Genomic DNA, 12,881 nt, shown 5'->3' on the forward strand with positions numbered 1-12,881 from the left:
GTGCCGTTGAATCGATGCTTGGAGGGCGCCACGCCGGATCCCCGCTTCGGCGGGAGCGAGCGCTCGGATGAGCAAGCGGATCGCTCTCATCACCGGCGTGACCGGTCAGGACGGCGCCTATCTCGCCGAATATTTGCTGTCGCTCGGCTATGTCGTGCACGGCATCAAGCGGCGCTCGTCCTCGTTCAACACCGCGCGCGTCGATCACCTCTACCAGGACCCGCACGTCGGCAACGTGCCGTTCCTGATGCATTACGGCGACATGACGGATTCGACCAATTTGATCCGCCTGGTGCAGCAGATCCGGCCGACCGAGATCTACAATCTCGCCGCCCAGAGCCATGTCGCCGTCAGCTTCGAGAGCCCGGAATACACCGCCAACGCCGACGCCATCGGCGTGCTGCGCCTGTTGGAAGCGATCCGCATCCTCGGCATGGAGAAGGAGACGCGGTTCTACCAGGCCTCGACCTCCGAGCTCTACGGCCTGGTGCAGGAGATACCGCAGAAGGAGACCACGCCGTTCTATCCGCGCTCGCCCTACGGCGTTGCAAAACTCTACGGCTACTGGATCACGGTGAACTACCGCGAAGCCTACGGCATGTTCGCGTCGAACGGCATCCTGTTCAACCATGAGAGCCCGATCCGCGGCGAGACCTTCGTGACCCGCAAGATCACCCGCGGCGTCGCCCGTATCGAGGTCGGGCTGGAACAGACGCTCTATCTCGGCAATCTCGAAGCCAAGCGCGACTGGGGCCATGCCAGGGACTATGTCGAGGGCATGCACAGGATCCTGCAGGCCGACAAGCCCGACGACTTCGTGCTCGCCACCGGCGAGATGCGCTCGGTGCGCGAGATGGTCGAGCTGTCCTTTGCGCATGTCGGCCGCCGCATCGCATGGCGCGGCAAGGGCGTCGAGGAGACCGGAGTCGACGAGACGAGCGGCAAGACGGTGGTGAAGATCGATCCGACCTATTTCCGTCCGACCGAGGTCGATCTCCTCGTCGGCGACGCCAGCAAGGCGCGCGAGGTGCTCGGCTGGACGCCGAAGCGCAGCTTCGCCCAGCTCGTCGAGGAGATGATGACGAGCGACCTGGCGGAGGCAAAACGGGATGCGGCCAGTGGCAAACGCACCGTTTGAGCTGAGGGGCAAAAGCGTCTATATCGCCGGCCATCGCGGCATGGCCGGAGCCGCGCTGGTGCGCCGGCTGGCGCGGGAGGACGTGCGGCTCATCACGGTCGACCGGCGCGAGGTCGATCTCTGCAACCAGGCCGCCGTGTTCGACTGGTTCGCCAGGACGCGGCCGCAAGTGATCTTCCTCGCCGCGGCCAAGGTCGGCGGCATCGTCGCCAACAACACGCTGCGCGCCGAGTTCATCTACGACAACATCGCGATTGCCGCGAACGTGATCCAGGCCGCGCATCTCAACGGCGCCGAGAAGCTGATGTTTCTGGGCTCGTCCTGCATCTATCCGAAGCTGGCGCCGCAGCCGCTGCGCGAGGACTCGGTGCTATCAGGCCCGCTGGAGCCGACCAATGAGCCCTACGCGATTGCCAAGATCGCCGGCATCAAGATGGCGGAGGCCTATCGCAGCCAGTATGGCAGCGACTTCATCAGCGTGATGCCGACCAATCTGTACGGGCCCGGCGACAATTATCACCCTGAATTGAGCCACGTCGTCGCCGCCCTGATCCGCCGCTTCCACGAGGCGAAGGTATCGGGAGCAAAGAGCGTCATCGTGTGGGGCACCGGCACGCCGCGGCGCGAGTTCCTCTATGTCGACGACATGGCGGATGCCTGCGTGCACCTGATGAAGACCTATTCGAGCGCGGAGCTGGTCAACATCGGCACCGGCGAGGATATCACCATCGCCGAGTTCGCGCGCGTCGTGGCCGCCATCGTCGGCTACGGCGGCGAGATCAGTTTCGACACCTCGCGCCCCGACGGCACGCCGCGCAAATTGCTGGACGTCAGCCGTCTCGCTAAGCTCGGCTGGCGCGCGACGACCTCGCTCGAGGACGGCGTGAGGCGCGCATACGAGGCGTTCCTATCGAGCCATCCAGCCGCGGTACGCCAGCTGTCTGAGGTCTTGCGCTAGACGAGTAGGGATCATACGGACGGCCCGAAAGGCCGGTTCTGGCGCTAGCCGCTGTCGGGGCGCCGCAAGCGCGTTCCCTGGCGCGCCCGAAGTTCCTCTTCGTATTTCAGCTTTTCCAGCAGCATGTCGGTCACAAGACGTCGCAATTGCGCGTTCTCGAGCTCTAACCGCTTGATTGTGTCTACACTGCTGGCGTCGGCCGAACCGAGCGGCCGGCCATCGGCTTCGCTGCGCCGGCCACCAACCGGCTCGGACGAGTCGGGCATCTTCTTCCAGCGGTGGTAGGTCATGATGCTGACGCCAAGCGCCTTCGATATTTCCCGCTGGGTCTTCCCCTTGGCCGCAAGTTCGTTGGCTTGCGCCAGCTTGGCCGAAATCTCCTCCGAGGCATGCCTCTTGCCAACCATCGTGGTCCTCTCCGGCCAGAATCTTGCCAGTCCGGACTTAGTAAGCGCGAATCGTGAACGTTTTCAATAGGCCAGCGAGAAATCCTGGACCGGCTATCGGCCGGCAGACCCGTCAGCGCATGCGTCCGCCGATGCGAGAGGACATCATAAAGTGCGGTCCCGTGCTCCAACCGGTCGCGCCGCCGAACAGATCATTCCCAAATGTACCAATGTTAACTCTTGCGACGACACCGCTTCGAGGCCGGTTGCGGCCGAAAAGCTCTGGTCAATATGCGTTGCGCGGCCGGACCAATTCGAACGCCGTCTTCAGCATGATATGAATATCCAATATCAGGCTCCAATTATCAATATACCATAAATCGAGTGCAACTCTCCGTTCCATGAGCTCGAGCCGCGGCGTGCCCCCGCGATAGCCTTGAACCTGCGCCCAGCCGGTAATACCCGGCTTGACGTGATGGCGGAACGCGTAGTTCGCGATCATGCTGCCGTACTCGTAGTCGTGCACCAGCGCGTGCGGCCGCGGCCCGACGATCGACATATGGCCCTGGATCACGTTGAGCAGCTGCGGCAGCTCGTCGATGCTGGTCTGGCGGATCAGGCGTCCGACCCGGGTCACGCGCGGATCCTGCTTCGTGGCCTGCACGACCGTGCCGCCGTCCTCCTGGACCCTCATGCTGCGCAGCTTGTAGATCACGAACGGCTTGCCGTTGAAGCCATGGCGGCGCTGCCGGAAGATCACCGGCCCCTTCGACTCCAGCTTGATCGCGACTGCGACGAGGATCAGTGCGGGGGACAGTACGACCAGCGACGTCGCCGCCACGATGATGTCGAGCAGCCGCTTGGTCAGGCGATCGAGAACCGACAGCGGCGCCGGCTGCACCTCCACCATGTAGAGCCGTTGAGGCATCGAGGTCTGGTGGCGCAGCACGGTCGACACCGCGCGATCGGGCAACAGGCGCACCGGAAGCGGAATGATGCGCAACCGGTCGAGCAAGGCCTCGATGTCGCGGGGACCGGACCAGGACAGCGCGAGCACGATCTCCTCGGCAGCGGCCTCCCGTATGCGCTTCATCAATTCGTCTTCGTGCCTCCCCGGAGCAGAGAGTTTTGGCGCTTCGTTTCTCGGCAAAATGATGCGCTCGACCTCGTGGAGGCCAAATCTGGCGAGCAGGTCGCTCCTTCCGAACTGGGCCAGCTCGCCTTGCGTTCCGAACACCACCACACGCCGGCCGCGGATCGTGCCGGCGACAAGCGCCGAACGAAGGCGTCGTTTCCCCAGCCAGCGCGCGACGAGAAGGCCGGCGCCGCCGATCGCGAAGAGGCAGACGACCGAGCCACGCGAAGCGTCGCCGCCGGATTTGAACAGAAACAGCACGACCGCGAGGACGAGAGCAGCGAGACACCAGCCGGCCAGGACCCGCCCGCCGTCGAGCTCGTCGTCCAGCAGCTGGTTCAACCGGTAGAGACCGAGGAAATGTGCGACCAGGACATAGGCGAAACTCGCCACCAAACCGAGCCCGGCATAGAAGGAGCCGTCGGCGGTGCCACCAAGCGCGCGCTGATAGGCGATGCCGCCGATGGCGCCCGCTGCGACGATGATCAAGCAGTCGACGGCCGCGAACAAGGGTTCGATGAAGCTGAACGGGATCGCCAGACGGACCCTCGATCGGCCTTCGAACGCCGATATCGGCTCACCCGCATTGGTCAGATCGGTCACAATTCGCCCCCGGGTCGGTTCGCGATCCGGATATCACGGGCATTGTACCATAATTATGATACTTTTACTGTCGATTAACCAATGCATCATCCGTGGATGACGACGCCTTCGCCTCGTCATCCGATTGACATGAATCTGCAATCCGCCGCGTGCTCAAGCGCGATGAGATCAGGCTGAATTGCCATCGCGCTTCAGGCTATTTGTTCGTCTAGCGCAACGGCGCAGCGTCCGGCTTGGCGTCGGGTTTGGGCTCGATCAGCCTGGACAGCGCGATCTCGTTGACCACGGGCGGGGTCTGCTTCAAGAGCTCCGCCACATAGGCGCGGCGGTTGGCCTCGATGCGCTCGGCCCGCATCCGCTGCACGAGGGCCTCCCGCACGTCCGCCAGCGGCCGCGTATGCGACGCCTCGGTGTCGAGCAGCTTCAGGACGTGCCAGCCGTCCTCGAGCCGGATCGGATCGGCAATGCCTGACTTCGGCAGGCCGGTGACCTGGCCACGGATCTCGGTGCGCATATCGGGCTCGGCGACCCAGCCGATCTCCCCTTCCCGCCCCGCAGTTGCCGCATCGTCGGACGATGCCTTCGCGATCGGACCGAACTCCGCGCCCGGCTGCTTGATCTTCCGCACGACGTCATCGAGCTTCTTGCGCGCGGTGTCCTCAGCCGCCTTGTCGGCGTCCTTGGCGAGGTTGACCACGATCTGGGCGAGACGGAAGCGGCGGGGAACGAGGAACGCGCTGGCATTCGCCTCGTAGACGCTCTTGATGTCGGCCTCGCTCGGATAGCTGTCGCCGAGCGCCGTGACTGATTGCAGGTAGCTCTCGACGATCAAGGTATCGCGTGCGCGCGCAAGCTGCGTCACGACGGCCGGCTGCTGGTCCCACTTCTTGGCCGCGGCCTCCTTGAGCACCAGGCGGTTGGCGAGGATCGCGCGCACGGTCTGGCTCAGCAGCGCCGGATCACGCGCCATCGCGGCCTGTTGGCGCGCATCGAGAAGCTGGATGGTGGCGCGCACCTCTTCCGCGGTGACGTCGCTGTCGCCGACGCGGGCGATGATCTCGCTGCCCTTCACGGCCGCATTGTCCTGTGCCGCAGGAGCTGGCTGGACCGCCGCCGGAGTAGCCGGCGCAGGCGTTGCGCGCGGGGCTGCGGGCTGGGGTGGATTGCGCGTCTGCGCGAGTGCCGGCGATGACGCCGCGGCGTGGAGCGCACCGGCGAGCAGCACGAGCTTGAAAACGTTCCGGGTCATGGCTTGGCCTTCTGTTCGATGATCTGGTCGCGAAGATCCTGGGCGGCGTTCTGATGCTCGACCCGCTTGAACCCGATCACGGGATCGTGGTGGATCACCTTCTCCAGCGGATCCATCTTTTCATATTGCTTGACGGTATCGTCGGCGATCCTGACGAGACGGACATTCTTGGCCTCGCAGGCCTTGGCGCTCGCCTTCCACGTCGTCGCCTCGCCCTCGAACTTGGAGCGCTCCGCGTCCTTGGTCCGCGCAACGCTCGCCGCCTCACCATAGGCGGCCTTCCACTTCTCCAGGGAATCGTCGCGCTCGGCGATCCGCTCGTTGAAGTCCTTCACCGCCTGGCGATAGGCCTGCTCGGCCTCCTTGACCTGGGCGCGATAGCCCTCGATCTGCTTACGCAGACGGTCGCGCTCCTGCTCGGCCGCGGTCAGCTTGGCCTGGACCGCGGCCCGTTGATCCTCGGCGGCACGCGCCTGCGCGGTGGCGCTGCGCAGCGCCTCGCGCAAGCGATCGCTTTCCTGGTCGGCATGGGCGGCCGAGGCGACGACGAGCGCCAGTGCAGCAATTGACGACAGACGCAACAGCCGCATGATCAGAACCTCGCGTTGAGATCGAGCTGGACGATGTCGACTTTGTACGGCAGGCCGGCGATGTTGTTCGCGCTCATCCAGCGCACCGAGCCCCAGATGTTCTCGCCGAGGCCGACATTACCGCCGATGAAATAGCCCTTGAGATTGGTGCCACCGAGGCCGAAGTCGGAATCGACGAACGCGTCAACCATCGCGTCGGACTCGAGGTACTTGTAGCCGACATGCGCGTTCCAGTCCCAGAGATGCTTGATCTCCTTGTTGCCGACGGCCATGCGCGCGAGCCAACCCTGATTGCCGCCGTTGTACACGCTCGCGCTGCCGTCTGTCGTTGAGCCGAGATTGTTCACGGCGACGGAAGCGACTGCTGCGCGATCGAAGGCGGTGTTCCAGATATATTCTGCGTCGAGGATGACGTGGATCGGATTGAACTGGGTCAAGTCAAGCTGAGCACTCGCGACAACGGGCCGGAAATCGCTGGCAAGACCATAGTACTGGTAATCAAAGGTCTGCACCGGGATCGGCACGTCTGGAATATTGCGTAATCTCATATAGGTGTTGCCCTTCTGGGCAAAGCTCGGGCGAAGGAGGTCGGTATCGCATGTGTCGCTCGCCAGATACACAAGACACGAACTCGACAGCCGCCCTCTCACGTTCGTGAAGTCGTAGTAGGCGACCGCCATTGTCAGATTGGTTTCGGCATCGAACCTTGCGGCGAACCCCGTCTGCGCGCCGAACAGCCACTTGTCGCGGCTCGGTAGCTTGACCGGTACGACATTGTTGCGCTGCAGATCCGCGATGTTCAGGCCGGCGTTCAGATCGGTGTTGAACACCGGAAAGGCACCGCCAACAAAGAACGGTGTGAAGCCCTCGTCGATCTCATGTTTGGCTTGCACGGCAAAGCCGTCGAAGCCGAGGTCTTTGTACCAAACCAGATCGGTAGGCGACCAGAACGGATTATCGAACCGGCCGACCGAGGCCACGACATCCTGCACGGGTTGATACTTGACGAACGCACGATCGAGCCACAGCGCATATTTGGAGAAATTTCCGCCATTGCCACCGAACGTCTGATTGGTCGAGACCGGAGAGCTATTCTCACCCGTCGCGATCCTCAGACCCGCGGTAAAGCCATCGAACAGATCGATGTCGGCACCAAGCCTGGCCCGGAAACGGAAACGATTGCGATCCTGCGAGACATTGTATGACGGCGGGAAATAGGGGTTGGGCGGGGCGTTGCTCTCCTCTTGGAATGGCGACCCTGTGTTGATGGCGCTAAAATTGGTGAGCGGCGCATTTCCGGCCGGGAAATAATCTCCCTCATACCGCGCGCGGATGTCGCCGTAGAATCGGATCCGCTGCGCCCATTCCGGATATTTGCCGGGCGAAGCCCAATTCTCCTTGTGGGCGCGGTCCATCACCTCGGCCCTGATCTCCTCGCGCAACTGCTTCTTGACGATCTCGGGCACGTAAGTGACGCGCTTGGTGCCGGGCGGCGACGTTGCGTCGGCAGCGCTCGTCGCCTTCTTCTCCGCGCCTTCCGCTTTGGCCGCGGCGTCGCGCGTCGCCTGGCGGGCGACATAGGCTTCGTCGTCGGCCTGCTTGACCAGGACCGCGGCCTGTTCCTCGCTCAACGTTCCCTGCTTCACGAGCAGATTGATCAGATTGACCGTCGCGTTCGATGAAGGCGGCGCGTCGCGCGAGACGGTCGGACGCTTGCCCTGCGGCATCCCGTCGTCCTGCGCCGCGGCGGGGACTGCGAGCGCAAGCAGCACCGCTGCCGTCGCTGCCAGTTCTCGCGTCTTCATTTCACGCCACATGACATCACCTCTTCTGCTCTCAACTCACTCACAGTCACTCGTCTCACCGCACTCACCCCCGGTTCTGGCCCGTGAGGCGGATGATCATCGGCATCGGCATGTCCTTTGGCGGCGGCTCGCGTGCGCGCAGGCCGCCCACCACCTGGTCGCGGATGGCCACGTCGAGCGCACCGTCGCCCGTCGATGGCGACAACTGCACGCGACTGACCCGGCCCGAACTGTCGAGCCACACCCTGGCGACGGTGCGGAACGCGGCGTCGCGAGATTTTTCATTCGCCTGCAGTCCCGCGTCGATCTGCGATTGCAGCATGCTCGCGTACCAGCCGAAGCGGCTGTTGCCGCCGCCTCCGCCGCCCCCGCGTCCCTTGCCCTGTGCAAAGCCGCCGCTGCCCGGCCCGGTGCCGAGACCGAGATCCGGCGGCCCCGGCGTCGGATCCGGTCCGGCATCGGGCGGCGCGTCCTTTGGAATGTCGACCGGCTTCTCCTCGACGACATCCTTGACCGGCGTCTGCTCCATCACCTTTTGCTCGGGCTGCTGTTCCGGCTGCTGCTCGGGCGGGGGCGGCGGTGGTGGCGGAGGCGGCGGCGGTGGAAGCACCATCGTCACCTGAAGCTCGTTCACCTTGCGCGGCGGATCCTTGTCGCCACTCATCACCATGATGACGACGCCGACCACCAACGTGATCACGACCAGCGCCGAGCCGCCGAGCAGCAGATAGCGCCGCCATGCCGGCGGGCCGTCGTCGTCGTTGCTGTCGTCGTCCCACGCCATCGTCCAGTCTCATCGCGCCGACGGCTTGGTCGCCATGCCGACCTGGGTGAAGTTGAGGCGGCCGAGCAGATCGAGCACGTCGACGACGTTCTGGTACTGGGTCTGGCTGTCGCCGCGCACGACGATCGGGAATTCGGGCGTCAGCGCACGCTGCTGCACCAGTCGCTGCTCGAGCTCGGGCAGCGTCACGGGAATGGTGTCGAGGAACAGCTTGCCGTCGTTGGCGACCGTGATCGCCTTGGTGGTCTGCTGTGCGAGGCTCGGCACCGCGCTCGCCTTCGGCAGGTTCACCTTCATGCCCTGCACGGTCGCCGTGGTCATGATGATGAAGATCACCAGAAGCACGTAGGCGAGATCGAGCATCGGCGTGATGTTGATGTCGTCGTACGGCTTGCTTTCGGACTGGACTTGCATGGGTTCACTCCGCCGCCTGCTTCACCGGCTCTTCCGGCAATTCGTAGGACTCAGCGATCCGCGTGATGAACTCATCGACGAAGACCTGCATCTCGCTGCTGACATCCTTGATGCGGATCGTCAGGTAGTTGTAGGCAAACAGCGAGGGGATCGCGACGCCGAGGCCCGCGACGGTGGCGACCAGCGCGGCCGCGATACCCGGCGCAATCGCATTGACGTTGACGTCGCCGCTGGCCGCGATCGCCGCGAAGGTGATCATGACGCCGACCACTGTGCCGAGCAGGCCGAGGAACGGGCCGCCCGAGATCGCGATCGTCAGCATCACCATCAGGCGATTGAGGCGCTGGCTCTCCCGCACGTAGCCACTGTCGAGCACGGCGCGGATCGACTGGATGGCCTGCGGCGACAGCCGGCGGTAACCGCCACCCGCAAAGCGGCGCCGGATCTCCTGCGCACCGGCCGCGAACAGGCGGTAGAGCGGCGCGGCATGGACCACCTTGCGCTGCTTCTTGCCGAGCTCGCCCCCGAAGCTTGGATCGTTCTCCTGATTGTCGAGCTGGAGCAGCCCGCCGATGTCGGTCGAGGTCTCGCGAAAATGCTTGAGGAAGATCGTGTTACCGGCCGAGACGCGGTTCAGATACGAGATGCGATCGACCATGACGTACCAGCTGATCAACGCCATGATCCCGAGCAGGCCGATGACGACCCAGCCGTCCAGCGTCACCGAGCGCAGGATCACGCCGAAATAGCCGCCGCTGAACCAGCCCGCGTTCTCCTCGTCGACGCTGAAGGAGATCAGCTTGGCCTGGTCGGGCCCCTGCCCGACCGCCGACAGCTTGATGAAACCGGCCGAACGCGCGACCTTTGCGATCGCAAGCTCGTCGACGTCACCGGCAAAGCCGGCGGCAGAGCCAGAAGGCGCGGCTGCGGGTGGCGTCGCCTGAGCCGCGTCGGCTGCGGGCGCGGCTGCATCCGCGGCGGGAGCTGCCGCGGTAGCGGCGCGACCGAGTTGCGCCACGCCGGTCATGGTGGGCAGGGCCGCAGCAAGCGTCGCGACCTGGTTGCCGTCGACGTAAAGGATGATCTGAGCACCCTTCGCCGTGAACGCGACCTGGTGCCAGGTCCCGGCCGCGATCGCCGTCCCGCCGGCGGCACGCTGCGTGTTGCCGCCGCTCGTGACCTCCACGAACGCCACACCGTTGTCCAACCCAACCGTCAGCCCGTTCGCGCCCTCGTTACGAGAGAACAACACTGCGCCCGGCTGCGGCGCAATCATCTTGATCCAAAGCGACCAGCTGAGTTCACCGCCTTCCGCGGTCACGAGCGAGGGCGAGCCGGGAAGCGTAAGCGCAGTCTGCCCATCGAGGCGCGCGCCCTGCCCGATGATGGCGCCGTCAGCAGCCGGGACCGCGTTCTGGGCGGTGTTCGCCCAGGCGGTGATGTCCTGCGCCGGCGTCGAGCGGTCGTTGAAATGATAGACCAGCAGGGTGTCGGGATCGTAGGTGCCCTTCGCGTCGACCGCGGTCGGCGCCTTCTGGTTTCCGTAGTAGAGCCAGATGTCGTTCTTGGTCCCCGGCTTCAGGTCGGGAACGCCGACCCAGACCAGCGCTTCGCCGAGCAGCGAGTCGTATTTCTCGACATGGTGCTTGAGCGGCGTCTTGTCGTCGCCGGCAACGAAGCGAAGGTCGCCGCCGTCCTCCTTCGCCCCACCGAAGCGAAAATTGCCGACATGCAGACGCACGAGAATCGGCGTGGTGCCGATGGCATCGCTGATCCCTGCGCCGGACGGACCGGTGTCGATCGTGATCTTCTTGCGCAGCGTCCACTGATCGTTCCACCACGCCGCCGCGGGCGACGGCCACAGTGCGGCGAGGAAGACGAAGGCGAGCATCACCGGCGCGCTCAGGCGAAGTCCGGGGCGTGATCCAAAGCGAAGGAGCGACATCTAGAATTCTCCCCAGACCCGAAAGCTGAACCGTGGATGATTGGCGACGGTGACCTGCTGGCTGGTCAGCGGCATACCGACGAAAACAATGCTGTTGAGGTAGCGAAGGGTCTTCATGCGCATGCCGACTCCGTAGCTTGCGAGGTCGAAATGCGATTCCTGATCGATGAGCGGCTTGTGGATTCTGGTATTGCCGCCGTCGGCGAAAGCGAAGAAACGAATGTCGTCGAAGGCGTTGTACTTGATGGATTCGCCGAGCGGATTGGGCAGCTTCTGCTCGAGATATTGTGCGAGATTGGGCGTGCGCAGCTCCAGCGTGCCGGCGACGCCGTAATCACCGATCACCTCGGATTCGAGATAGCCGCGCACCGTGTCCTGTCCGCCGAGGCTGAATTGCTCGCTGGACACCAGCGGCTGATCCGCCGCCTGTCCCTGCAGTTTCGCGTAGAGCTGGAACCCGCCGGCGAAATCCTGAGTGTGCGAGATATCGGCGTGCAGCGTGATGAAGCTCGCGGTCGCGTCGAAACGCTTGGCGTCGAACTCGTCGCGGCTGGAGCCGATGCCGCGCAAGCCTGCCGTGATCGTTGCGTTGAGCTGCGTGAGCCGCCCCTCGCCCTGCCAGGTTGCGCCGTAGGTGCCGACGAGCGGCACATAGGTCACGGGCGAGTCGAAGGCATCGGAGCCGAGCTTGAGCGACTGCTTGAAATCCTTGTAGTCGATCCCGAGGGACAGCGTGTGGAACAGTTCGCCCCTGGACGGCAGCGTCAGCACCGCACGCCCACCGACCACCTGGCCGGGACCGACAACGTTCGAGCCGCCGACGGTCGCGACCGAGCTGTCCGAGGTCAGGCCATAGACGAGGACACTGAGCCAGTCGATTTCGGTCCGCGCCAGGTACGAACCCGACACGACCATGGCGTCCTTCGGGTTCATCGGCGAGACCTGGTACGTCCAGGTCATGGAATGACCGAGCTGCCAGAGATTGTCGTAGCGCATCGAGATGCTGGTACGCAGCGGCGTGGTGCTCGGGCTCTGCTTGTTGTTCAGCTCGATGCTGCCGTGGAGCGGAAGCGTGTCCTCGATGTTGAGATCGACGTCGACGGTGCCGGGCGCGACGCCTGCTCGCAGCGCCGGCGTGACGCGCCGGTCGGGCCAGCGGTTCAGCGCGACGATGTCCTTCGTCACGTCCTGAAAATTCGGTAGCGTTCCTTCCTTGAGCGACGGCGCAGCGCTCTTGACGTTGTCGAGGTCGAAATAACGCGAGCCCTTGACGCGGAGGCGTCCGACCCGGTTCTCGGTAACCTTGAGCACGACGAAGCCGCGCTGCGCATCCTGCTGCGGCACGGCCACGCTGACGGTCTGAAGGCCCTTGTCGTGATAGGCCTTCTCCACCGCGGCGCGGGCCTTCTCGACATCCTGCGAGCTCTTGTCCGGACCGAGGAAGGGATAGACCGCAGCCTCGATCTCGATCTGCGGCAGATTGTCCGCGCCCTCGACACGATACTCGTCGATATCGAAACGGGTTTCCGGTGCTGCCGGCTTGGCCGCCTCCGCCTCACTCTTGGCCGGCTTGGCGTTTGCGGGCGCAGCAGCAGCGGGCTTCGCCGCAGCCGGCTTGCTCGCGTCGGCCTCGGATTTCGCCGCGGCCGGCTTCGTGCAGATCGCGCAGATGATCAAGCCGCAGATGGCGAGACGCGAGGCACATGCCGCATCAGACCGACCACTCCGCACAGCGCGCAGCGGCGGCGGCGCATGACGGCGCGCGCCATTATGATACAGACGACGCGAATTCACCTCAGCCTCGATATCATGCTCGCATTGCAGACGCCCTTCGGCGACCGCAGCGTCCTTCGGACAGCCCGAAACCGACCGAG

Annotated in this window: 11 protein-coding genes; 2 read left to right on the plus strand and 9 right to left on the minus strand. The window is 64.5% G+C overall.

The window, feature by feature from the left end:
- Nucleotides 1–67 precede the first annotated feature (67 nt).
- Nucleotides 68–1,138, plus strand: coding sequence for a GDP-mannose 4,6-dehydratase (gene gmd, locus AB7Z56_RS31020; RefSeq protein ID WP_231144472.1), 1,071 nt, complete (start codon nucleotides 68–70; stop codon nucleotides 1,136–1,138).
- Nucleotides 1,110–2,096, plus strand: coding sequence for a GDP-L-fucose synthase (gene fcl, locus AB7Z56_RS31025; protein WP_283018562.1), 987 nt, complete (start codon nucleotides 1,110–1,112; stop codon nucleotides 2,094–2,096). The genes gmd and fcl overlap by 29 nt, the downstream gene beginning before the upstream one ends.
- A 44-nt stretch (nucleotides 2,097–2,140) precedes the next feature.
- Here fcl and AB7Z56_RS31030 read toward each other — a convergent pair whose 3' ends face one another.
- The 9 genes from AB7Z56_RS31030 to AB7Z56_RS31070 form a co-directional block, all read right to left on the minus strand.
- Complete coding sequence (locus AB7Z56_RS31030) at nucleotides 2,141–2,503, minus strand: helix-turn-helix domain-containing protein (RefSeq protein ID WP_071915570.1); 363 nt, start codon at nucleotides 2,501–2,503, stop codon at nucleotides 2,141–2,143.
- A gap of 265 nt (nucleotides 2,504–2,768) precedes the next feature.
- Entirely contained in the window at nucleotides 2,769–4,220 is a 1,452-nt protein-coding gene (locus AB7Z56_RS31035) for an undecaprenyl-phosphate glucose phosphotransferase (RefSeq protein ID WP_231144471.1), read from the minus strand.
- A 208-nt stretch (nucleotides 4,221–4,428) separates the two neighbouring features.
- Nucleotides 4,429–5,469 (minus strand): peptidylprolyl isomerase, encoded by a 1,041-nt coding sequence (locus AB7Z56_RS31040; protein WP_283018561.1) that lies wholly within the window; start codon nucleotides 5,467–5,469, stop codon nucleotides 4,429–4,431.
- Nucleotides 5,466–6,059 (minus strand): hypothetical protein, encoded by a 594-nt coding sequence (locus AB7Z56_RS31045; protein WP_208072374.1) that lies wholly within the window; start codon nucleotides 6,057–6,059, stop codon nucleotides 5,466–5,468. Before AB7Z56_RS31045 ends, AB7Z56_RS31040 begins: the two co-directional genes overlap by 4 nt.
- 2 nt (nucleotides 6,060–6,061) lie before the next feature.
- Nucleotides 6,062–7,876, minus strand: a complete 1,815-nt coding sequence (locus tag AB7Z56_RS31050) for a putative porin (protein ID WP_231144469.1) — start codon at nucleotides 7,874–7,876, stop codon at nucleotides 6,062–6,064.
- 52 nt (nucleotides 7,877–7,928) lie between these two features.
- A complete protein-coding gene (locus AB7Z56_RS31055; RefSeq protein WP_231144468.1) occupies nucleotides 7,929–8,648 on the minus strand; it encodes an energy transducer TonB in 720 nt (239 codons plus the stop codon).
- Between the two features lie 9 nt (nucleotides 8,649–8,657).
- On the minus strand, nucleotides 8,658–9,062 hold the full coding sequence (locus AB7Z56_RS31060) for an ExbD/TolR family protein (RefSeq protein ID WP_283018560.1): 405 nt from the start codon (nucleotides 9,060–9,062) through the stop codon (nucleotides 8,658–8,660).
- Between the two features lie 4 nt (nucleotides 9,063–9,066).
- The gene (locus tag AB7Z56_RS31065; RefSeq protein WP_425364295.1) at nucleotides 9,067–11,007 is read right to left on the minus strand and encodes a DUF2341 domain-containing protein; all 1,941 of its coding nucleotides are present in this window, start codon (nucleotides 11,005–11,007) and stop codon (nucleotides 9,067–9,069) included.
- Nucleotides 11,008–12,801, minus strand: a complete 1,794-nt coding sequence (locus tag AB7Z56_RS31070; RefSeq protein ID WP_231144467.1) for a ShlB/FhaC/HecB family hemolysin secretion/activation protein — start codon at nucleotides 12,799–12,801, stop codon at nucleotides 11,008–11,010.
- Nucleotides 12,802–12,881: the final 80 nt, after the last annotated feature.

This window comes from Bradyrhizobium sp. 482_C4_N1_8, assembly GCF_052075965.1.
Lineage (GTDB): Bacteria > Pseudomonadota > Alphaproteobacteria > Rhizobiales > Xanthobacteraceae > Bradyrhizobium > Bradyrhizobium barranii.